The sequence below is a fragment of the Pseudomonas fakonensis genome (assembly GCF_019139895.1).
GTDB lineage: Bacteria > Pseudomonadota > Gammaproteobacteria > Pseudomonadales > Pseudomonadaceae > Aquipseudomonas > Aquipseudomonas fakonensis.
In genome coordinates this window covers 3,193,264-3,215,315 of record NZ_CP077076.1, presented here as the reverse complement: position 1 = coordinate 3,215,315, position 22,052 = coordinate 3,193,264, and the positions used below count along the sequence as shown (strand labels likewise).

The window sequence follows — 22,052 nt, the reverse complement described above, 5'->3', positions numbered from 1 at the left end:
ATCCGCGAGACCTGACATGGACGTTCGTCTGTTTGCCTTCATGGCCCGCCAACCTTCTGCCAGGTTGGCCCCACGTGACCGCTTTTGTGGCCTGCCCAAGCGCGGCCTGGCAATACTGCTGGCCAACGCCATGTTCTGGCAGCCGCTATGGGCCCAAGCAGACGGGATTGCCGTAAGCGGCTCCAACACTACGCTCGGTCAGGCCGGCAACGGCGTACCGGTGGTCAATATCGCCGCCCCCAACGGCAGCGGCCTCTCACACAACCGCTTCAGCGACTATAACGTCGGCCGCGAAGGTGTGATCCTCAACAACGCCACCAACCGCACCCAGGCCACCCAACTGGGCGGGATCATTCTCGGCAACACCAACCTGCAAGGGCAAGCCGCCGGCACCATCCTCAACGAGGTCACCGGCGCCAACGCCAGCCGGCTGCAGGGCTACACCGAAGTGGCTGGGCAGAGCGCCCGGGTGATCGTCGCCAACCCCCACGGCATCAGCTGTGACGGTTGCGGCTTCATCAACACGCCGCGAGCCACCCTCACCACCGGCAAGCCGGTGCTGGACAATGGCCGGCTCGCCGGCTACCAGGTCGATGGCGGTGCCATCGCCATCGAGGGGGCAGGGCTCAATGCCAGCAATATCGACGGATTCGAGCTGATCACCCGCAGCGCACAGATCAACGCCAAGCTGCATGCGAAGAAGCTCGATATCGTCACCGGCCGCAACGATGTCGACGCCGACACGCTCAAGGCCACGGCCCGCGCCAGCGATGGCAGCCAGGCGCCGACCCTGGCCATCGACAGCTCGGCGCTGGGCGGCATGTACGCGGGCACCATCCGCCTGGTGGGTACCGAGCAGGGTGTGGGGGTGAAGGTGGCCGGCGATATGGCGGCCAGCGCCGGTGACTTGAACATCGACGCCAACGGCAAGCTTACCCTGGGCAACGCCAGTGCCAGCGCCAACCTGAATATCAACGCCGCGCAGGTGGAACTGGCCGGTACCACTTATGCCGGTGGCAATGCCAGCGTGCGCAGTGCCGGCGACGTGCAGGTGCACAAGAGCCTGGCAGCACGGGATCGCCTGAGCGTCGATGGGCAGCAGGTGCGCAATACCGGGGTGATCGAGGCGGGTGTCGAGGCCGACAACAGCCGCAACCAGGCCGGTGACCTGGTACTTACCAGTAGCGGGCTTGCCAACAGCGGCCAGGTGGTTGCCAGCCGCGAGCTCAAGGCGACGGTTAGCGGAACCCTCGACAACACCGGCGGCGCCCTCAAGGGCAGGCAACTGGTGGTCGATGCCGATACCTTGCTCAACCAGGGCGGGCAGGTGCTGGCCGACCAGCACCTGCAGGCTGAAGCCCGGCTCATCGACAACCGCAACGCCGGCGCCTTGAGCAGTGCCGGCAGCGCTGCGGTGACGGCCCGCGAACGCCTGCAAAACCAGGGCGGCAAGGTGGTGGGCGTGGACCAGTTGACCGTGGCCGGTGGCGAGGTCAACAACAGCGCCAAGGGGCTGATGGCCAGTGACGGTGTCGTCGAAATCCACGTCGACGGGCTGGACAACCAGGGCGGCAAGGTCTCCGCCAGCGACCTGCAGGTCACAGCCGGCACCCTCAGCAACCAGGGCGGCAGCCTGGTGGGCAAGACCGTGCAGGCCAGCGCCGAGCAGTTGCACAACAATGGCGGCAGCATCGTCGCCACCGAAGGCAGCGCCACCGTTACCGGCCGCCAGTTGCTGGACAACAGCGCCGGTACCCTGCAGGCCGGCACCCATTTGCAGGTCAATGGTGGCGAGCTGCGCAACGTCAATGGCGCCATGCTCGGTGCCAGCGTCGGTATCACTGGCGACAGCCTCGACAACCGCCAGAATGGCCGGGTAGTGGCCGAACAGGGCGCACTGAGCGCCATTACCGGTGGCCTGCTGAACAACGACGGTGGCCGCCTGCAGGCCACCGAAGGCGCCGTCGATGTCGGCGCTGGCGGCCTCAGCAACCAGGCCGGCACGGTGGTTGCCCAGCAACAGGTCAAGCTAGACGCCAATAACGGCAGCCTCGACAACCGCGGCGGCCAGGTGCTGGGCAGCGCGGTTGAACTGGCCGGCGCCAGCGTCGACAACAGCGCTGGGGGCAAGGTGCTGGCCGGCAGCGGCGGGCTCAAGGTGAGTACCGCGCGCCTGCTCAACCAGCAAGGCACGCTGCTGGCAGGTGGCTCCAGCGCCCAGTTGCTGCTCGGTGACGGGCGCCTGGATAACCAGCAGGGCAGCATCAGCGCCAGCAGCGTCACCCTGGTGGCCGGCGATGCCGACAACAGCGGCGGCGCGATCAGCAGCCTTGCCGGCAACCTGCAACTGACCGTGCAGCGCCTGACCAACCGCAACGGCCTGCTCGAAGCCAGCCAGGCCGTGGTGCTGGTCGGGCAGAGCCTGGACAACAGCCAGAACGGCCGGCTGATCGCCCACCAGGGTGATGCCGCCAGCCTGCGCCTGACCGGCCTGCTCGACAACCAGGGCGGGCGCATCGCCAGCGCCACCGGCGATTTCGACATCCAGGCCGCCAGCCTGCTCAACCAGGGCGGCAGCATCGAGCACGCCGGGGCCGGCAAGCTGCAACTGACCGCTGCCAGCTTCACCGGCGGCCAAGGCAGCGTGCGCGGGCAGGGCACTGGCCAGTTCAACCTGGCGACGGTCGAGGGTGTCGGCACCTGGCACCTGAACGGCAACCTCGACATCAGCGGGCTGCAGAGCATCGCCCTGAATGCCGGTGAACGCATTGCCAGCGCCGCTAACCTGAGCCTGGGCGGCGGCAGCCTGAACAATGCCGGCGAACTGCTCAGCGACGGCACGCTGACCCTGAGCATGGGCGGCGCCCTGACCAACCAGGGCTTGATCTCGAGCCTGCAAGGCATGCACATCGAAGGCGCCAGCCTGACCCAGGCCGGTGGCCGCATCGCCAGCGGCGGCCCGATGCTGTTGCAACTGGCCGGTGCGTTGAGCAACCAGGGGCGTCTGACCAGCAGCAGCACCTTGCAGGTTAATGCGGGCAGCATCGTCAACCTGGGCACCCTCGGTGCCCAGGGTAACGTCACTCTGCGCGCCGCCAGCATCGAGAATCAGGACAACAGCCTGACCTTCGCTGGCGGCGCCCTGGCCTTGCGCAGCACCAGCCTGCTCAACCGCTATGCCGACCTGTACAGCAAGGGTGACTTGAGCTTTGCCGGGCTGGACGAGGGCAGGGCGCAGAGCCTGCAGAACCTTTCGGGTAGCATCGAGAGCGAAGGTAGCATCGACATCAAGACCGACAGCCTGGAGAACGCCAAGGCAGTGTTCGTACCGGGCAAAACCGTCGCCGAACGCTACATTCGCATCAACTGCACCGACTGCAGTGGTGATGAGCACACCGGGTTCTACATCGTCACTACCACTTACAAGGGGACTGTCGAAAGCGATTCCCCTGCAGCGCGCTTGCTGGCCAACCGCGACCTGACCCTCGACACCCTCACCGTGGACAACCGCCAAAGCCTGCTGGCGGCCAACGGAAATCTCAGCGCCAAGGCGGTGAATTTCTACAACCGCGGCCTGACCCTGGACAACCAGGTCGAGGAAGTCAGCTACTGGCTGCACGGCGTGAGCCAGAGTGCCTATCGGGTTGCCGAAGCGGCCACCAACAGCTGGAACGCGCGAAACAGGAACCTGCCGCCAGACCAGCAGGCAGCAATCCCGACCGCAGTGACTCGCTACCCGGTATCCAGCACCAATACCCGCATCCTGCCGGGCACCGACACCGCCTATGCCGGTACCGTGCAGGCCGGGGGCACGGTGGCGTTGAACGTCAGCGGCGAGCTGGTCAACGGCACCCTCGACCCACACAGCAATGCCCAGCTCACCGGCAAGGCACTGGACAGTGCCGCCAATGGCGCTGGCGGCGTACAGGTGACCCTCGGCACCCAGGCCGGCGACCCAGGCCTGCCCCGGGACGTCAAGCGCATCGAAACTACCGCTGCCGACGGCAGCACCCAGGTCAGTTTCGTGCCTGTGGATTTCAGCGGCGCGCCGTTCGTCAGCATTGACCCCACGGCGCTGCCGAGCTTCCACCTGCCACAGGGTGAGTACGGGCTGTTCGTGCGCAGCCAGAACCCAACCTCAAGCTACCTGATCGAGACCAATCCCGAGCTTACCAACCTCAGCCGTTTCATGGCCTCGGACTACTTGCTCGGACAGCTTGGCTTTGACGCTGACCAGGCCTGGCGGCGCTTGGGCGATGGCCGCTACGAAACGCGCCTGGTAGCTGACGCGGTATTGGCGCAAACCGGCCAGCGCTTCCTCGCTGACGGTCTGAACAGCGACTACGAGCAGTTCAAGTACCTGATGGACAACGCAGTGGCCAGCAAGGACGCCCTGGGCCTGAGCGTGGGTGTGGGGCTGACCTCCCAGCAAGTGGCTGCGCTGACCCATGACATCGTGTGGATGGAAGAGCGCGTGGTCGACGGCCAGACCGTACTGGCCCCGGTGCTTTACCTGGCCAAGGTGAATGCACGCAACCTGCGCGGCGGCAGCTTGATCCAGGGTCGCGACCTGCAGTTGGTGACCGGTGGCGACCTGAAGAACGTCGGCACCTTGCGCGCCAGCGAAGACCTCAGCGCCGTCGCCGGCGGCAGCCTGTACCAGGGCGGCTTGGTACAGGCCAACGAACACCTGGCCCTGATGGCCCAGGACAGCATTCGCAATGCCCTGGCAGGCGAGATCCGCGGCAACCAGGTCGACCTGATGGCGGTCAAGGGCGACATCGTCAACGACCGTACTGCCACCGAAGTCGCGGTAGGCGCGGGCAGTGTCACGCGGGTGGATGCCGGTTCGCAGATCAGCGCACGCAGCGGCATGACCCTGGATGCCGGCGGCGACCTGACCAACAAGGGCAGCCTGGCCAGCGGTGGTGACTTGGCGGCGATGGCGGGTGGGGATATCAACCTGCAGGCAGTGCAGGACCGCACCCTGACCCAACAGGCCATCCACCGTGGGTTGCGCACCGACGAAACCATCACCCAACTGGGCTCCAGCCTCCGGGCCGTAGGGGACGTACGCCTTTTGGCCGGTAACGATGCCAACGCGACGGCAAGCACTGTTCAGGCCGGGCGTAACCTGTCGGTTCAGGCTGGTAACGATGTGAAGCTGGTGGCGGCGGCCAACGAAAGCCACATGGACAGCCGCAGCAAGAAGGTCACCCAGACCGAAGACCGCATCCAGCAGGTGGGCACCACGCTGCAGGCCGGCAGCAATGTGACGTTGAACGCCGGCCGTGACATGGCCATCGTCGCCAGCAAGGTCAAGGCTGAGGGCCACGTCGACCTCGACGCCGCCCAAGACCTGTTGATCGCCTCGGGCAAGGACGAAAGCGCCTCGTACTACCTGAAGAAAAGCAAAGGCTCGTTCGGGCGCAGCAGCTCGACCCAGAAAGAGAGCTACCACAGCACCAACGTCGCCTCCGAGATCGAGGCCGGCGGCGACCTCACGGTCAACGTCAGCAAGGGCCAGAGCGGCGGCATAAGCCTGGACGGCGGGCGCAACGTCAGTGTGGTCGGCAGCCAGCTCGGTGCCGGGGGCGACCTGATGCTCGGCGCCAAGGGTGACGTTGCGGTGGTGTCCGGGGTCGAGGAGCACGGCGAGTACAGCAAGAAGACCAAGTCCGGCTTCCTGGGCATGTCCAAGAGCGGCAAGAGCCAGTTGCAGACCACTGCAACCCAGGTGGCCAGCGAGCTGCAGGCCGGCAACGACATCGTGGTGGCCGCGGGCAGCGATGTGCGCCTGCGTGCCAGTGAGGCCAGTGCCGGGAAGGACGTAGAGTTGCGCGCCGGCCTGCTCGACAAGGACGGTGACATCGACCTGCTGGCGGCCAACGACACCTCATACAGCTATTCAGAGCAGTACCGCAAGAAGACCGGCCTGTCGGCATCGGGCGGTTTCGTGTCGATTTCCTCTGCCAAGAAGGCCGGCCAGGACGCGCAAAGCAGCACCAGCGTCGGCAGCCTGGTGGAGGCACAGCAAGATGCCAGCCTGCGCGCCGAGCGGGATATCAACGTGGTGGGCAGCGGCATCAGCGCCGGGCGCAACGTCAGCCTGAATGCCGGGCGTGACGTCAACGTCGCTGCGGCGCAGAACACCCACAGCGAAGGCAACTGGTCGAGTGAGAAACGCACCGGCATCGGGGTGTCTGGCGACGATAACGGGGTCAGCCTGTTCCTGGGCGCCGAACAGCTCAAGGAGAAGGACCGCCTGCAGCAACAGCTGGCTTCAGCCAGCAAGATCAAGGCCGGCCAGGACCTGGACATTCAAGCTGGCGGCGATATCAACCAGACCGGTTCCGACTTCAAGGCCGGTCACGATATCAACCTGCGCGCCGGTGGTGATATCAACCTGGACGCGGCCCGTGAACTGGAAATCGTCGAGCGCCAGCGCGAAATGGAGCGCCAGGGCTTGGGGTTGACCATCAACCACAACCTGGGCAACACCAAGGATGCGGTCAACGGTGCAGGCAAGGGCGAAAATGGCGTCAGCCAGGCCTCCAGTGTGCTGCGCGCGGTGGACACCATCAGCCAGTTCTTCGCCGGCCCCACCGCCGACGGCAAGCTGGGTACCAGTAAGCAGAGCACCAGCGAGCGCAGCGTCACCCAAGGCAACCGGGTCTCGACCCTGGATGCCGGCAATGACATCAACCTGGAAGCCGGCAACGACGTCAATATCCGCGGTGGCCAACTGCAGGCCGGGCGCGACATCGCCATCAGCGGGCGCGACATCAACCTGGATGTAGCCAAGGGCAGCCAGACCCAGGAAAACCAGCAGAGCCAAAGCTGGAGCGGCATCCATGGCGGTACCAGCGGCGGCTTCAAGATCGGTGCCGGTGGCAGCTATGGCGTGGCCGACCAAGATGCTGTGCAAGGCACTTCGACGTCCAGCGAGCTGTCAGCCGGGCGCGATGTGGTGCTCGATGCCCGCCATGACGTCAATATCGTCGGCAGCAAGGTCAGCGCCGAGCGAGACATCGACATTGCGGCAGGCAATGACCTGAACATTCGCTCGGCACAGAACGACAGCGACAGCAGCCATACCCGCCACAACGGTGGCGGTGAGGCGGGCCTGGCGTTCGGTGACGGCAAGGTCGGGTTCTACGCCAGCGTCAACATCGGCAAGGGCGACCTGGAACGTGAAGGCCAGCAGCAGCAGCAGGCCTACCTGTATGCCGGTGACCAGCTCAAGTTCAGCAGTGGCAAGGACACCACCATTGCCGGCGCGCAGCTCAATGGCAATGAGGTGATCGGCCGCGTAGGGGGTGACCTTGCCGTGGCCTCGGTGGCCGATACCGGCAAGGTCGAGGGCAAGGAGTTCGACCTCAGTGCCATCGTGTCGGTCGGGGTCGGCGCCAGTGCCAGCGGCTCGCTCGGTTATGGCCAGACCACCGGCAAGACCGACTGGGTGCAGGACCAGACACGTATCGTCGGTCATGAAAAAGTCGATATCCGCACCGAGAACCACACCCAGATCGACGGCGCGTTGATCGCTGCCGACAACGGCAACCTCAAGCTCGACACCGGCACCCTCGGCTACAGCGACATCGCCGGCAAGGACAAGGAGCACGGCTACTACCTCAATGCCGGCGGCAGTTGGTCCCAAGGCGCCAACGGCAAGACCGAGACCAGCGGCAACCTTAGCGGTTGGGAGTATGAGAAGGATCGCGAGCAGATCGTGCGCGCCACGGTCGGCGCCGGTGAAATCATCGTGCGCGACGATGCCGGCACCGGCAAGGACTCGGCTGCCGGCCTGAACCGTGATCTGGACAAGGCGTACGAGATCACCCGTGACCATGAATCGCGCACTGACTTGTATGTGAGTGACAGTTCGGTACGCGATGTGCTCAACGCCGACGAGACTTTGCAGCGCTGGCGCGACGGGCTTTTGTCGTACGACGAGACGGCGAAAAAGAACTACCAGGACGCCAGCATCGGCCTGAACGCGACCCTCAATCGGCTGGACGAGCTGACCGGGCGTGAGTGGAGCTCCGATGTCACGCGCCTGACCTCCAAGGACTTCGCCAACGAAACCCTCGCGCAGCTGATTTTGGGCGGCAAGAGCCTCAGTGAAGCCAAGGCGATGATGGCCGACAAGGGCTTCCAGGAAAACGTGCTGGCCGAGCTGAGCCGCTTCTGGAACATCCCGCCCGATACCTTGGCGCAAGCTCAGCAGTTGGTCGATCAGACCCTCGGCAAGCCGCTGCCGCCAGGCACGCTGGAGCTTGACCCCAGCACGGTAACCTTGACCATGCTGCAGGACAACCTGCGCTCGTTGGCCAACATCAAGGCATTCATCGACGACAACCAGGACAAGGCCCAGGCAATCGGTATCGTGCTGGCCCTGACCCAGGGCCCGAAAGGCGTGATACAGGCGGTGGCCATGAGTGCTGCCGAGCAGACGCCGCTTGGCCAGGCGCTGATGGAGCGGCTGGGGGCGATGCAGGAGTACGTAGGCAAGGCCATTGCCGTGCGCATGGAAGGCAGTGACCTGAGCACCGCAGACATCGACGGCAAGTACCTGATTGGTGGCGGCAACCTGGCAGCCAGCATTCTGGGTGGCACCATTACCAGTATGAAGGGCGGCAAGAACCCAGTCGTCAACGAGAAGCCCGAGGTGCGGCCGATCGAGGTGGCTGGAACAGGCAAGACCCTGCGCTCGATGGATGAGCTGCTGCCTAATGGCAAGGTCCCCACCCATGCCTCGGGTGACTTCGGCCGTTGGTTCGATAACCTGACGCCCGACGAGCTGAACATGCTCTGGGCCGACCCCAAGATCAAGCCCGCCATTGAAAGGCAGATCAGGAAGCCGGGAGGCCTTCACGAGTGGTGCATGGTGTGCCGGGCACCGACCTTCAAGGAGTGGGGGGTTTCGATGGACGAGATTCAGCGGTTCCGCACCCGTACCGCGGAACTTAACTGGATCAACCCGAAAGATGGTGTGGCAGGCGGGCATGGTCGTGAAGGGTCTGGTACGTTCCACAGGGAGCTTGAAAACTTGATTGACAGCAGCCGTTCGCTGAAGGAGTTCAACGAAGGCATAATCAAACTGCGTGACAGATGGCAGATCGATCCAAAGTTGTTGCCGGAGCTGCCTCGGCTTTTATGAAGGATGACCCATGACATTACTGGAAGAGTGGTGCGCTTTTCGCGAGGGGCGCGCCCATTTTGACAAGTCCCGCTTCCTGGGCTTGTTCAAGGACCATGGCACACTGGCGGAGCTGACCCAGATTTACGCCGGGTTGTCCGAGGCGGACGCATTGACCGCCCGTACCTTGCACGTACTGGAGGCCGGCCGGTTGACCGGCGCCTACCTGCAACCTGGCAGCAGCGGCACGGACGAGCAGTTGGCGGATGCTGCTGGCCGTTGGTTGAATGAGCTGGCACGGTTCTTCGATAGCATTGGTGAGCAGCATCTGGCCGGTTGTGCCCGTCATGCGAAGGTGCTGCACAAGCCGCTTGCGCAATTGGAGGCACTCAATCCCATTGGCTTGCTTGATGGGGTGGCCATGGATGTGATTGGCGATTGCGTGCAGGAGGGGCAGAACGTTGAGGACGAACTGGAGTGTGCGCTGTTCGAAGCCTGGTATGGCATCGCCGCCAGCTACCCGTTGGCGTGGTACATCGGGCAGCCGTTGATCGATCTGGATCTTGATTTCTCAAGCTGGTTCGAACTTTGGCGCCAGGGAGGTGCGGGTGCGCTGGTAGGCGGGGAGTACTGGGTGGCACGTGCTTGATACCTATGCAATCTGCAATCGCTGGCGCCGACACCGAAAGCCCCTCAGGGCGCCAGCACCAGGCACCCCGCACTGAGCACCAACAACCCCGCCAGCCCCGGCTGAACAGCCAGCGGGGCTCCGGCAGGCTCAAGGGGCGCTGCTTGTGCGGTTGAAGCGGGCGCCAGCATGGCGGTCCGATGGGCTTCGGGTATTGAACAAAAATGCCCCGGCGTACCTGTTACAGGTTTTGTAATAGTTTCGCGCTGTAAGAAAAACCTGCTTCGATTGTAGGATCTCATTCCCTTTTTTCGATCCAGGTATCTATGAGCACCTTCGCGGAGCCCCCCAGTCCTTGGCCTTCCCGGCCTTCCTTCCCCCGTCTTCGTGACGCGTCCCTTGTGAGTACCCGCTAATGGAATGGCTAGCCGACCCCACGGCCTGGCTGGGCCTGCTGACGCTTATCGTCCTCGAGCTGGTGCTGGGTATCGACAACCTGGTGTTCATCGCCATCCTCGCTGACAAACTGCCGCCCCATCAGCGTGACCGTGCGCGGGTGATCGGCCTGTCGCTGGCGCTGATCATGCGCCTGGGCCTGTTGGCCAGTATCTCGTGGATGGTCACCCTGACCGCACCGCTGTTCGAGGTGTTCGGCAAGAGCTTCTCGGGCCGTGACCTGATCATGCTGTTCGGTGGTGTGTTCCTGCTGTTCAAGGCCACCATGGAGCTGCACGAACGGCTGGAAGGCCATGTGGCGCAGTCGTCCGGCGCGGTACGCCATTCGGCGTTCTGGCCGATCGTGGCGCAAATCGTGGTACTGGACGCCGTGTTCTCGCTGGACGCGGTGATCACGGCCGTAGGTATGGTCGAGCACTTGTCGGTGATGATGATCGCGGTGATCTTCTCGATCGGTATCATGATCGTCGCCAGTAAGCCGCTGACCCGTTTCGTCAACGAACACCCCACGGTCATCATGCTGTGCCTGGGCTTCCTGATGATGATCGGCTTCAGCCTGACCGCCGAAGGCCTGGGCTTCCATATCCCCAAAGGCTATCTGTACGCGGCCATTGGCTTCTCGCTGCTGATCGAGCTGTTCAACCAGCTGGCCCGTGCTCGTCGCAAGCGCAGCGTGCAGCAGCACCGGCCTTTGCGTGAGCGCACTGCCCATGCCGTATTGCGCCTGCTGGGCGGGCGCCGGCTGGAGGCCGACGAGGTGGGCGAAGAGATTGCCGACCTGGTTGAAGGGAGTGAGGAGCAGGTGGTATTCGACCGCCGCGAGCGGGTGATGATCAGCGGCGTGCTGAACCTGGCCGAGCGGCCGATTCGCACGGTGATGACCGCGCGCGCCGAAGTCGATGTGATCGACCTGTCGCAACCGGCCGAGGCCATCACCCAGGTGCTGGTCAACTCGCCTTACTCGCGCCTGCCGCTGCTGCGTGACGGCCATAGCGAAGAACCGCTGGGCTTCGTGCACAAGAAGGAGATGCTCAAGGAACTGCTGGCCGGCAGCCAGCCCGACCTGGAAACCCTGGCCCGGGCACCGCTGAACCTGCTGGAGAGCTTCAGCATTCTCAACGCCCTGGAGCAGATGCGCGGGCAGTCGACCCACATTGCCTTCGTGGTCAACGAGTTCGGTGACTTCACCGGCGTGCTGACCATGACCGACATTCTGGAGTCGATCGCCGGCGAACTGCCCGACGCCAGCGAGGTGGAGGGCCCCGGTGTGGTCGAGGAGGACGGTGGTTTCGTCGTCAGCGGCGCTTTGAACCTGGCCCAGGTGCAGGCCCGTACCGGTTTCGCCGCCCGTGCCACCGAGGACTACCAGACCCTCGCGGGCCTGGTGATGAGCCTGCTGGACCGTCTGCCGGTGGTCGGTGACCACTTGGCCTGGAACGGCTGGAGCATGACCGTGGTGGCGGTTGAGGAGCGCCGGGTGCGCCAGGTGCGCCTTACACCGGGCGCCGACGCTGACGCAGCAGGTGCTTGATGCCTTCGAGGATCAGCACCAGCACCGCGGCCCAGATCGGCAGGTAGGTCAGCCACTGGTCGGGGCCGATGGTTTCGCCCAGCAGCAACGACACGGCCACCAGCAGTACGGGCTCGACGTAGCTGAGCAAACCGAACAGGCTGAACGGCAGCATGCGGCTGGCCAGCACATAGGCGATCAGGGCGCAGGCGCTGATCGCCCCGAGCAGCGGGATCAACCCGTAAAGCCCCGGGTGCTCGGCCAGGTCCGCCGCTGACAGCGGGCCCTGGATGACGAAGTACAGCGCCCAGGGCAGCAGCAGGCACATGTCGCACCACAGGCCACCCAGGTGGTCGGTGCGGCAGCGCCGGCGCAGCACGAAGTAGATCGGGTAGCCGATCATCACCAGCAGGGTTTCCCAGGCGAAACTGCCGTGCTGGTACAGCTCGTGGCCCACGCCGATGGCCGCACAGGCCACTGCCAGCGTTTGCAGGCGCGACAAGCGCTCGCCATACACCAGCCGCCCGGTCAGCACCATGGTCAGCGGCAGCAGGAAGTAGCCCATCGACACTTCCAGGCTGCGCCCATGCAGCGGCGCCCACAGAAACAGCCACAGCTGCACCCCCATCAACCAGGAGGTACCGACCATCCCCAGCAGCAGGGCGGGCGCCTGGCGCACGCGCCCTAGCAGTTCACCGACGCGTTTCCAGTCCTTGGACACCAGCATGAACAAGGTCAGGCAGGGCAGCGTCAGCAGGGTGCGCCAACCGAAGATTTCCTCGCCGTCCAGCGGGGTGAGGAAGGAGGTGTAGTAATACATCACGGCGAACAGACAGGACGCCATGACCGACGACAAAATACCTTTTGACACGAATGCCTCGAAAACGGGGAAGGGTGGATCAGCCGCGCATGATCTCAGGGGCCGCGGCCTGCGGCAACCGCGGGCTGCCAGGGCGCGAGGCGAGTGCCAGCAGCAGCTCGGCCAGGGGCATGGGCCTTGCGAACAGGTAGCCTTGCTGGAAGCCCACGCCGTGGCGGGCCAGGTAATCGCGCTGCACCTCGGTTTCCACGCCCTCGGCGACGATACCCAGCGCCAGTTTGCCCGACAGCTCGATGATGCTGTCCAGGATGTGCTGCGACAGCGCGTCACCGCCGATCATGGCGACGAAACTCTGGTCGATCTTCAGGTAGTCGATCTTGAACTGGCGCAGGTAGTTGAGGCTGGACTGGCCGGTACCAAAGTCGTCCAGGGCGATCATCACGCCCATGGCGTTGAGTTTTTCGAACAGCTCCAGGGTTACCGGTGTGGGCTCGATCAGCTTGCGCTCGGTCAGCTCGAGGGTAAGTACCACGCGCCCGGGCGGGAAGTGCGCAAGGAAGGCCTGGCAGTCGTCGAGCAGGCCGAGGTCGCGGCAGTGGTCGGCGGTGATGTTGATGCCAACGTGAAAGCCGTCTTCCAGCAACGCCGCGTGGGGCGCCAGGCCTTGGGCGGTGTTCAGCATCAGCGCCCGGGTCATGGCGACGATCTGCCCGCTGTGTTCGGCGTAGGGGATGAACAGGTCGGGGCGCACCAGCCCTTCGCTGGGGTGGCGCCAGCGCATCAGCACTTCCACGCCGGCCCAGCGGTAGTCGCCCTTGCGCACCACCGGCTGGAAGTAGGGCAGGAACTCATTGGCCTGCAACGCCCGATCGAGCTCGGCCCGCGGCGAGTTGGCCCGGCGGATCTGCCAGTGGCACACCGCCCCGGCAAAGGCGCCAAGCAGCAACAGCAGGCTCAAAAGGGCCGGGTAACGGGCGCGCAGCACCGCGCCGACTTTGTCGGCCGGGTATCCGCTGTGCACGCTGAACGGGTAGCGGCTGGAGGCTACGCTCACCGGTGCGTTGGCCGCCACCGGTGGTGTGCCGTCGCGGACCACGCCGTCTTCGCCCATCCAGTGCTTGCCCACCTGAATCTGCAGTGCTTCACCCTTGCCGATCAGGCGCAGGGCACTTTGCAGGTGACGCCCGTCCACCGTGGTGATTGCCCCGCGCGAGCCCTGGCTTGCGCGGTACACCAGCAATGCCTGGCCCGGGGTGACCGAGTTGCCGTCCATCAGCCACAGTTGGCCGTCGGTGTAGTCATTCACCTGCACCGGCTCGTCGAAGTCGCCGAACAGTGAAGAACAATAGAGGTTGTCGTGGTCGAACAGGTTGGTGGAGCGGACGAAGGCATTGCGGGTGACTTCCACCCGCAGTGCCAGTTGCACCTCGGCGCAGGGCTGGCCGGCCTTGGGCAATAACTGGTTGGCGGCAGCCGACAGGCTGGCGAGTATCGTCTCGATATGCTCCGACACTTCGGTTGCCGTGGCGCGGCTGCTGGCTTGCAGTTCGTGTTCGGTCTGCCAGCGCATCACCGCCAGGCCGCATAGCAGCGGCAGCACTGCCACGGCCCAGGGCAACAGGGTACGCCAGCTCCAGCGGGCAGGGCGGCGGGCGGTAAACGGCATGGCAGGGTGGACCTTGTGGCAAGCGGGGACTGATGCACAGGATAGCCGTTTGTCGGGCAAGGCCGCTAACTTGTTGGCGACAATTATGTTTACGCAATGTAGAATCCGGTTACGAATACAACAATAAGGCCTTCCAATACCGGGGGCCAAGCCCGCCTGGAATGGGTCGCTATGACAAACCATGGCTTCAAGCTGATCATTGGTGACTACCTCGCCCGCAGCGTGCGCGGCATCCCCTGTTCGCCCCCTCTGCAACTCGGCATCGCAAGCACCCGATAACCGTTTTTTTGCGCTGTAGATGAGGACACGAACATGGCAGATATCTTCGAAAACCCGATGGGCCTTGAAGGCTTCGAATTCATCGAGCTCGCCTCGCCGACCCCTGGCGTGCTGGAGCCGGTGTTCCAGATACTGGGCTTCACCAAGGTGGCCACGCACCGCTCCAAGGATGTGCACCTGTATCGCCAGGGCGGCATCAACCTGATTTTGAACAACGAACGCAACAGCATGGCCTCGTACTTTGCCGCCGAGCATGGCCCGTCGGTATGTGGCATGGCCTTCCGTGTGCGCAACAGCCACGAGGCTTACGCCCGCGCCCTGGAACTGGGCGCCCAGCCGGTTGAAATCGAGACCGGCCCGATGGAGCTGCGCCTGCCGGCGATCAAGGGTATTGGCGGCGCACCGCTGTACCTGATCGACCGCTATGAAGAGGGCAGCTCGATCTACGATATCGACTTCAAGTTCATCGAAGGCGTAGACCGCAACCCGGTCGGCGCGGGCCTGAAGATCATCGACCACCTGACCCACAACGTGTACCGCGGGCGCATGGCCTACTGGGCCGGCTTCTACGAGAAGCTGTTCAACTTCCGCGAAATCCGCTACTTCGACATCAAGGGTGAGTACACCGGCCTTACCTCCAAGGCCATGACCGCCCCCGATGGCATGATCCGCATCCCGCTCAATGAAGAGTCGTCCAAGGGCGCCGGGCAGATCGAAGAGTTCCTGATGCAGTTCAATGGCGAAGGCATCCAGCACGTGGCCTTCCTCACCGACGACCTGCTCAAGACCTGGGACGCGCTCAAGGGCCTGGGCATGCGCTTCATGACCGCGCCGCCGCAGACCTACTACGAAATGCTCGAAGAACGCCTGCCAGGCCATGGCGAGCCAGTGGACCAACTGCAGTCCCGCGGTATCCTGCTCGATGGCGCATCGGACTCCAGCGACAAGCGCCTGCTGCTGCAGATTTTCTCGGAAACCTTGCTCGGCCCGGTGTTCTTCGAGTTCATCCAGCGCAAGGGCGACGATGGCTTTGGCGAGGGCAACTTCAAGGCATTGTTCGAGTCGATCGAACGTGACCAGGTCCGCCGTGGGGTGCTGAGCACCGATTGACCCGCCTCACCGCCACGGCCAATCGCGGGGCAAGCCCGCTTCCACGCTGAGTGGGGGCGGGCTTGCCCCGTGCTGCTATCAGCCCCATGGCTGCCGAGCGATGTGCTAGGCTGCCGAAAACCTGCCTCGTCAAGGAACGCGTACCCATGGAAAAGGCTATCGACGTATTCATGCAGGCCGCCATCGACGAAGCGCGTCTGGGGCTCAAGGAAGGCGGCATACCGATCGGTTCGGTGCTGGTGCATGACGGCAAGATCATCGGGCGTGGCCACAACCGCCGGGTACAGAACGCCAGCGCCATCCTGCATGGCGAAATGGACGCCCTGGAAAACGCCGGCCGCCTGCCCGCCAGCGTGTACCGTGAAGCCACCCTCTATACCACCCTGTCGCCCTGTGCCATGTGCAGCGGCGCGATCCTGCTGTATGGCATTCGCCATGTAGTGATTGGCGAGCACTCGACCTTCATGGGCGAAGAAAAGCTGCTGCGCGATCGGGGCGTGCAGCTACAGGTGCATGACGACGCCACCTGCAAGGATCTGATGCAGAAGTTCATCGCGGCGCAACCGCAACTGTGGAATGAAGATATTGGCCACTGACAGGCAGGATCCGGCGAGTGCGATCAATATGATCCAGCTGGCACCGGAGCCTGGCAGCGTGCCTGCGCTGAGCGCCAGTATCGCCGCCACCGACTGGAGTCGCACTGCGCTCGGGCCGCTATCCCACTGGCCTGCGACATTGCGCATTGCCGTCGACATGTTGCATCTGTCGCCTTTCCCCTGTGCGCTGGTGTGGGGGCCGGAACTGAGCGTGATCCTGAACGACTCCTACCCGGTCGTTGCCCGGCAAGGTTGCAGTTTTCACGACCTCTGGGAGGACGCCTGGGAAAGCATGGGGGCGGCAGTGTTCCAGGCACTTGAAGGGTGCGGGGGATTGGTGGAGGACGTGCCATTGCCGGCGGGGCGGCAGAGGGGTGGCGCGGAAGCACGCTTCAATTGTTACTACTCACCGATTCGCGACGACCATGGGGCGGTCGCAGGCTTCCTGCACACCATGATCGCCGCCTCGGCCAATGCCGAGGCGCTGCGCGAGTGGCAAGAACGCGCCCAGTCATTCGAAGCGCAGTTGGGCACTTACCTGGCAGACAGCGAGCACACCTGGCAATTTTCACCCGATGTGATGGTGGTGCTCGATGCCGAACAGCATGTGCACCTGAGCAACCCTGCCTGGCAGCGCACGCTGGGCTGGAGTGACGATCGGCGGCCCGAAGTGTCGTTGCCGGAGCTGCTGCACCCGGGCGAGCGCACCGAGGCTGTGCTGGCGCTTGCTGCGTTGCAGAACGGCGATGTCGCCTCCACCTTCGAGGCCCGTGCGCGACATGCTGATGGCTATTACCTCTGGTTTTCCTGGTACACCATACCTGGCCAGGCCATGCCGACACTGGTCGGCCGGGAACTCACCGAAACCCGCAATGCCGCGCAGCGCCTTGCCGAAGCGGCGTTACGCGAAAGTCGCCGCATGGACTCGGTGGTCAAGGTGGCGGGCGGGCTGGCCCATGAAATGAACAACGTGTTGAGCGGTGTTGGCAGCAGCCTCGAGTTGCTGGAGCGGCGCCTGCTGCAAGGGCGCATAGAAAGCCTGGAGAGCTACGTGGCAATGGCTCGCGAATGTGCCGAGCGCGCCATTGGCCTTACCCACAACTTGCTGGCTTTTGCCCGCAGCCAACCGCTTTCGCCAAGTGCATTGGACGTCAACCGGCTGATGCGCGAAGCACAACCCGCCATGCAACAGACCTTGGGCAGCGAGATGCTGCTGAGTTGGGAGCTCGACATCTCGCCGTGGCCAGTGCAACTGGACCCGGAGCGGTTGCGTACTGCCGTGCTGCAACTTTGCGCCAACGCCCGGGAGGCTTGCCAGGGGCGCGGCAAGCTGTCGATCCGAACCTTGAACGAGCGTATGACCGTCGCCAGCGAAGCACGGCCAGGCCTGCCAGCCGGTGACTATGTGACGATCCAGCTGGAGGATGATGGCCACGGCATGTCGGCCGAGGACCTGGCCCACGCTTTCGAGCCGTTTTTTACCACCAAGGCTCTGGGCCAGGGCGCCGGGCTTGGTTTACCGATGGTGCACGGGTTCGTCTGCCAGTCAGGCGGGCAGATGTGGATCGAGTCGCAAATTGACCAGGGGGCGCGGGTGGTGATGATGTTTCCCCGTTATCAAGGGGTTCTGCCGGAGCAGGCAGACTTTACGACCGACCCGAAACCCGCCAGGGGCGAGCGGCTGCTGTTGGTGGACGATGAGGTGAACCTGCGCGGGCTGATGAAAGAGGCTTTGGTGGAGCGTGGCTATGTGGTGGACGACGTCAGTGACGCCAATGCCGCGCTGGGGCAGTTCCGCAACGCTGGCCCGTTCGAGCTGGTGATCACGGATATCGGGTTGCCTGGTGGTTTCAGCGGCAGCCAGGTGGCCAGGGCGTTGCGGATGATCGAGCCGGCGCAGAAGATTTTGTTCATCACCGGCTTTACCGGAGAACCCATCGAGCAGGCGCTGCTCGATCAGCCTGGCACGGCCTTGCTACGCAAGCCGTTTTCGCTGGAAACGCTCAACCGGCAGGTGCAGCACATGCTGCGCGATTGAGCCTCGGCCCAACTTTCAACCCTGTTTACAGGCCTTGCTGCAACACCGGGTCATCGGGGTTTTGCTGCTCAAGCTCGGCCAGCAGTATCTGCACATTCTGCAATTGGCCGGTCTCCTTCCAGTACTGGATCAGCAGCACCCGCGCCCGGCGGTTGGCCGGCTGCCGGTTGAGCAGGGTCTCCAGTTGCTGCTGGGCGGCCTGGACCTGCTCCAGGCGGTGCAGGGTGACGGCCAGGGTGTAGCGGTAGTCGCTGTTGTCCGGTTCCAGCTCGACGGCGCGCGACAGCGCCAGCAGGGCGTATTCGTGCTGCTCGTGGCGGCTCAGCCAGAGGCCCAGCTGGTATTGCAGAAACGCCGAGTCCGGGCGCAGGGCCAGGGCCTTGGCCAGTACCTGGCGGGAAGCGTCGTGCTGGCCCTGGCGCTCCAACAGGCGTACCTGGGTTGCAAGCGCATCCAGGCCTTCGGGGGCCAGTGCCAGGCTGCGCTCCAGGGCCGCAGAGGCTTGAGCGTAGGCCTGCTCGTGCATGTACAGTCGCGCCAGGTGCACCTGTGCGGCGGCATCGTCAGGTTGCTGCTCGAGGGTTTGCTGGTATTGCTCCAGTGCTTCCTGCAGCGGGCCGAAATACAGGCCGATGTCATCCGGGTCCAACCCCAGCAGGGCGTCCACTATAGCAAAGCGCACGCTTTGCTCGTCGTCTTCGAGCAATGGCCCCAGCACCAGGCTGCGCTGGGCAGCCGGCAGCAGGCGCGCAATGCTGTTGATGGCCGCCCGGCGCACGATGGGGTCGTCATGCTCGAGGTCCTGGCGGGCCAGCTTGAGGGCCTGGGGCGAAGGGTAGCTGGGCAGTTCGGCATACAGCGCCGCGCGGCGAATCGGCGGCAGGTCGCTGCGTTGCAACTGCTGGTACAGCACCCGCGCCGCGCCGGGCTGGCCGTCGTGGGCCTGGCGCAGGGCCTTGGCGTAGCTGTGGGGTGGCAACACCGGCGCTGCGGGCTGCGGGGTGCGCCACAGGTAGCCGAGCACGCCGGGCACCAGGATCAGCAGTGACAAGGCGATCAGCAGTAGGCGGCGTCTGGGCATCGTGCAGTCCGTGGCAGGGGAAGGGCAGAGCTTGGGACAGGCGGGCGGCAAATGCAACGGTCTGCGCCGCGTCGGGTATGATGCTGGCCCTTTCTCAAGCAACGAGGCCTGCATCATGTCCCTGAGCGCTGAACAGATTGGCGAATTCCGCGCCTTTGCCGAAGAGCTGGCCGATGCTGCGGCGGCAGCCATCCAACCGTATTTTCGCGCCGCGCTGGAGGTGCAAGACAAGGGCGGGCGCCTGTATGACCCGGTGACCGTGGCCGACAAGGCTGCCGAAGACGCCATGCGTGCGTTGATCCAGGCCCGTTACCCCGAGCACGGCATTCTTGGCGAAGAGCAGGGTGTTGCGGTTGGCAGCAGCCCGCTGACCTGGGTGCTTGACCCCATCGACGGTACCCGCGCGTTCATTACCGGCCTGCCGCTGTGGGGGACGCTGATTGCCCTGAACGACGGTGAGCGCCCGCGCATCGGTGTGATGAACCAGCCGTTCACCGGCGAGCGCTTCGTCGGTACCCCCGAGGGCGCCTGGCGCAGTGGCGCGCCGCTGAAGACCCGGGCCTGCGCCGACCTGGCTAGCGCCACCCTGATGTGCACCACGCCGGACATGTTCGATACCGAGGCACGCAAGGCAGCTTTCCAGGATGTCGCCGGCAAGGCTCGGCTGATGCGTTATGGCGGTGATTGCTACGCCTACTGCATGCTGGCCTCGGGCTTTGTCGATGTGATCGTCGAGGCCAGCCTGCAGCCGTATGACGTGCAGGCACTGATGCCGATCATCGAAGGGGCGGGCGGCGTGATCACTGCCTGGGATGGCAGCTCGGCGCAGAACGGCGGCTGTGTGGTGGCTTGCGGCGACCCGGCGCTGCATGCGCAGCTGGTGCAGATGCTGCGTCACGCGATGTAAGGCTTCCCCCCCCCTGTAGGAGCCGGCTTGCCGGCGATTGGGCCTGTGGCCTCGGTACAAGGCTTGGCCTGTGGTTTGCCGGCTCGACCCCATCGCCGGCAAGCTGGCTCCTACAGAGGGGCATTCGAAAGGTGAAGCGTTTCGCTTGTTTGCCTGCGACCACCGCACTTTTTGCCGATTCCGTGTTCTATGCAGAGTTGGGCTGCGCCGACCCCCGGCAGGGCCGCTGACATGTACCGGTGCCGATGGCCGCAAGACAACTCGCATCCCACCCCGCACACCTGCTGCTGACAGGCGTCCTGACGTGCCTTGGCGCCTGCACCCAGCAGCAGGGCAGCGACATGCTCGAGCAGTTTCGCAACGGCAAGCCCGACGAGCTGTTCCAGACCAGTGTCGACCGCATGGCCACGCTGGCCATGCGCGACAACCTGCAAAGCCTGTACCTGCTGATGAACAAGCTGTACCTGCGCAACCCCAGCCAGTGGCAGCGCTCCGGCTACCTCGACGCCACCACCGCTGCGCGGCAGATCCGCATCGCCATCGAGCAGCGCCAGAGCTTGCCGCAATTGGGCGACCGGCGCGACCTGGCGGCATTGAGCTACGCCTTGGACCCTGAGTTCAAGGGCGACCGGGTGGGGGCTTTCATCTATGCCATCGGCAGCATGCTGGTCACCGCCCATGGCGGGCGCGCCGAGTTCTACATGACCGATACCCTCGACCCGCTGTTCATCAACAACGCCGCGCGCAATATCGAGAAGGCCACCTGGATGCTTAGCCAGCGCCAGGACGCCAATGGCGTGCTGCTGCTGTTTTCCAACGAGATTTCCGAGCAGGGCAGCAACCTGAGCTTTGCCGTGGAATTCGGCAAGATCGTCGCGCGCCTGGACCTGCTGGCGCAGATGCTCGACGAGCGCTACCGGCGAATCGGGCTCAACTATGCGCAGAGCCTGCTGCTGATGAATTTCCTGCCGGTGCAATGAGCGTCGCGGGGCAAGCCCGCTCCCACGCCCCTTGATTCGGGCTGCGTGGGGGCGGACTTGCCCCGCGAGGTACTGCATCAAGCCACATCAACCAGCACGATTTCGGTGTCTTGCAGCGCGGTGACCTTGATCAGGCTTTCCTGCTCGATGGCCACGCCGTCACGCGCCTTGGCTTGCAGGCCGTTGACCTCGACCAGCCCCTTGGCCGGCACCAGGTAGCCGCGCCGGCCCGCATCGAAACGGTACTCGGCGCTTTCCCCGGCTTTCAGGGTGGCAGCCACGAGGCGCGCATCGGTACGGATCTGCAAGCTGTCTTCATCGCCTGCACGGCCGCTGGCCAGGGTCACGAAGCCTTCACCGCGCTCACCTTTGGGGAACGGCCGGGTGCCCCAGGAGGGCGCGTCACCGACTTTTTCCGGGACGATCCAGATCTGGAAGATGCGCGTATCGACCTTCTCAAGGTTGTACTCGCTGTGCACGATACCGCTGCCTGCGCTCATCACCTGCACATCGCCCGCTTCAGTACGGCCCTTGTTGCCCAGGCTGTCCTGGTGGGTGATGGCGCCCTCACGAACGTAGGTGATGATTTCCATGTCGCGGTGCGGGTGCGGCGGGAAGCCACTGCCGGCGGCAATCAGGTCGTCGTTCCAGACCCGCAGGTTGCCCCAGTGCATGCGCGCCGGGTCGTAGTACTCGGCGAACGAGAAGTGGTGATGGGCGTCGAGCCAGCCGTGGTTGGCATGGCCAAGGCTTTCGAAGGGCCGAAGATGCAGCATGATGATGCGCCTCTGAAGGGGTGGTGATGGCGTCATGATGCGGGTGTTAAAGATCGAAAAAAA

Annotated in this window: 12 protein-coding genes; 8 read left to right on the top strand and 4 right to left on the bottom strand. The window is 64.4% G+C overall.

All coding sequences use genetic code 11. The features are described 5' to 3' along the window. Positions 1-16: 16 nt before the first annotated feature. The 3 genes from KSS94_RS14205 (at position 17) to KSS94_RS14195 (ending at position 11,757) form a co-directional block, all read left to right on the top strand. The gene (locus KSS94_RS14205) at positions 17-9,163 is read left to right on the top strand and encodes a hemagglutinin repeat-containing protein (protein WP_217838739.1); all 9,147 of its coding nucleotides are present in this window, start codon (positions 17-19) and stop codon (positions 9,161-9,163) included. A 10-nt stretch (positions 9,164-9,173) separates the two neighbouring features. After that, positions 9,174-9,791 carry a hypothetical protein gene (locus KSS94_RS14200; RefSeq protein WP_217838738.1) on the top strand — a complete coding sequence of 206 codons (618 nt, stop codon included), beginning with the start codon at positions 9,174-9,176 and terminating at the stop codon, positions 9,789-9,791. Between the two features lie 394 nt (positions 9,792-10,185). After that, a complete protein-coding gene (locus KSS94_RS14195) occupies positions 10,186-11,757 on the top strand; it encodes a TerC family protein (protein WP_217838737.1) in 1,572 nt (523 codons plus the stop codon). On the opposite strand, the gene rarD is transcribed toward KSS94_RS14195, so the two are convergent. Together rarD and KSS94_RS14185 are read right to left on the bottom strand one after the other, a co-directional pair. Next, positions 11,720-12,607 (bottom strand): EamA family transporter RarD, encoded by an 888-nt coding sequence (gene rarD, locus KSS94_RS14190; RefSeq protein ID WP_217838736.1) that lies wholly within the window; start codon positions 12,605-12,607, stop codon positions 11,720-11,722. The two genes, KSS94_RS14195 and rarD, sit on opposite strands and share 38 nt — an antisense overlap. Before the next feature lie 28 nt (positions 12,608-12,635). Further along, positions 12,636-14,222, bottom strand: coding sequence for an EAL domain-containing protein (locus KSS94_RS14185; RefSeq protein ID WP_217838735.1), 1,587 nt, complete (start codon positions 14,220-14,222; stop codon positions 12,636-12,638). Positions 14,223-14,534: 312 nt separating this feature from the next. Here KSS94_RS14185 and hppD point away from each other — a divergent pair, with 312 nt between their 5' ends. The 3 genes from hppD to KSS94_RS14170 all read left to right on the top strand — a co-directional run bounded on the left by hppD (position 14,535) and on the right by KSS94_RS14170 (position 18,245). After that, the gene (gene hppD, locus KSS94_RS14180; RefSeq protein WP_217838734.1) at positions 14,535-15,611 is read left to right on the top strand and encodes a 4-hydroxyphenylpyruvate dioxygenase; all 1,077 of its coding nucleotides are present in this window, start codon (positions 14,535-14,537) and stop codon (positions 15,609-15,611) included. A 158-nt stretch (positions 15,612-15,769) separates the two neighbouring features. Then, on the top strand, positions 15,770-16,207 hold the full coding sequence (locus KSS94_RS14175; RefSeq protein ID WP_217843599.1) for a nucleoside deaminase: 438 nt from the start codon (positions 15,770-15,772) through the stop codon (positions 16,205-16,207). Between the two features lie 28 nt (positions 16,208-16,235). Then, positions 16,236-18,245 (top strand): ATP-binding protein, encoded by a 2,010-nt coding sequence (locus KSS94_RS14170; protein ID WP_225935786.1) that lies wholly within the window; start codon positions 16,236-16,238, stop codon positions 18,243-18,245. A gap of 25 nt (positions 18,246-18,270) precedes the next feature. Here KSS94_RS14170 and KSS94_RS14165 read toward each other — a convergent pair whose 3' ends face one another. After that, positions 18,271-19,326 (bottom strand): tetratricopeptide repeat protein, encoded by a 1,056-nt coding sequence (locus KSS94_RS14165; RefSeq protein ID WP_217838733.1) that lies wholly within the window; start codon positions 19,324-19,326, stop codon positions 18,271-18,273. Positions 19,327-19,441: 115 nt separating this feature from the next. On the opposite strand from KSS94_RS14165, the gene hisN reads away from it, so the two are divergent. Continuing rightward, positions 19,442-20,233 (top strand): histidinol-phosphatase, encoded by a 792-nt coding sequence (gene hisN / locus KSS94_RS14160; RefSeq protein WP_217838732.1) that lies wholly within the window; start codon positions 19,442-19,444, stop codon positions 20,231-20,233. Between the two features lie 245 nt (positions 20,234-20,478). Beyond that, positions 20,479-21,213, top strand: coding sequence for a hypothetical protein (locus KSS94_RS14155; RefSeq protein WP_217838731.1), 735 nt, complete (start codon positions 20,479-20,481; stop codon positions 21,211-21,213). Positions 21,214-21,290: 77 nt separating this feature from the next. On the opposite strand, the gene KSS94_RS14150 is transcribed toward KSS94_RS14155, so the two are convergent. Further along, positions 21,291-21,989 carry a pirin family protein gene (locus KSS94_RS14150; RefSeq protein WP_217838730.1) on the bottom strand — a complete coding sequence of 233 codons (699 nt, stop codon included), beginning with the start codon at positions 21,987-21,989 and terminating at the stop codon, positions 21,291-21,293. Positions 21,990-22,052 lie beyond the last annotated feature (63 nt).

Coding starts and splice junctions, on each gene's coding strand:
- KSS94_RS14205 (WP_217838739.1), top strand. CDS start 17: ATGGACGTTCGTCTGTTTGCCTTCATGGCCCGCCAACCTTCTGCCAGG.
- KSS94_RS14200 (WP_217838738.1), top strand. CDS start 9,174: ATGACATTACTGGAAGAGTGGTGCGCTTTTCGCGAGGGGCGCGCCCAT.
- KSS94_RS14195 (WP_217838737.1), top strand. CDS start 10,186: ATGGAATGGCTAGCCGACCCCACGGCCTGGCTGGGCCTGCTGACGCTT.
- KSS94_RS14185 (WP_217838735.1), bottom strand. CDS start 14,222: ATGCCGTTTACCGCCCGCCGCCCTGCCCGCTGGAGCTGGCGTACCCTG.
- hppD (WP_217838734.1), top strand. CDS start 14,535: ATGGCAGATATCTTCGAAAACCCGATGGGCCTTGAAGGCTTCGAATTC.
- KSS94_RS14170 (WP_225935786.1), top strand. CDS start 16,236: ATGATCCAGCTGGCACCGGAGCCTGGCAGCGTGCCTGCGCTGAGCGCC.
- KSS94_RS14165 (WP_217838733.1), bottom strand. CDS start 19,326: ATGCCCAGACGCCGCCTACTGCTGATCGCCTTGTCACTGCTGATCCTG.
- hisN (WP_217838732.1), top strand. CDS start 19,442: ATGTCCCTGAGCGCTGAACAGATTGGCGAATTCCGCGCCTTTGCCGAA.
- KSS94_RS14155 (WP_217838731.1), top strand. CDS start 20,479: ATGGCCGCAAGACAACTCGCATCCCACCCCGCACACCTGCTGCTGACA.
- KSS94_RS14150 (WP_217838730.1), bottom strand. CDS start 21,989: ATGCTGCATCTTCGGCCCTTCGAAAGCCTTGGCCATGCCAACCACGGC.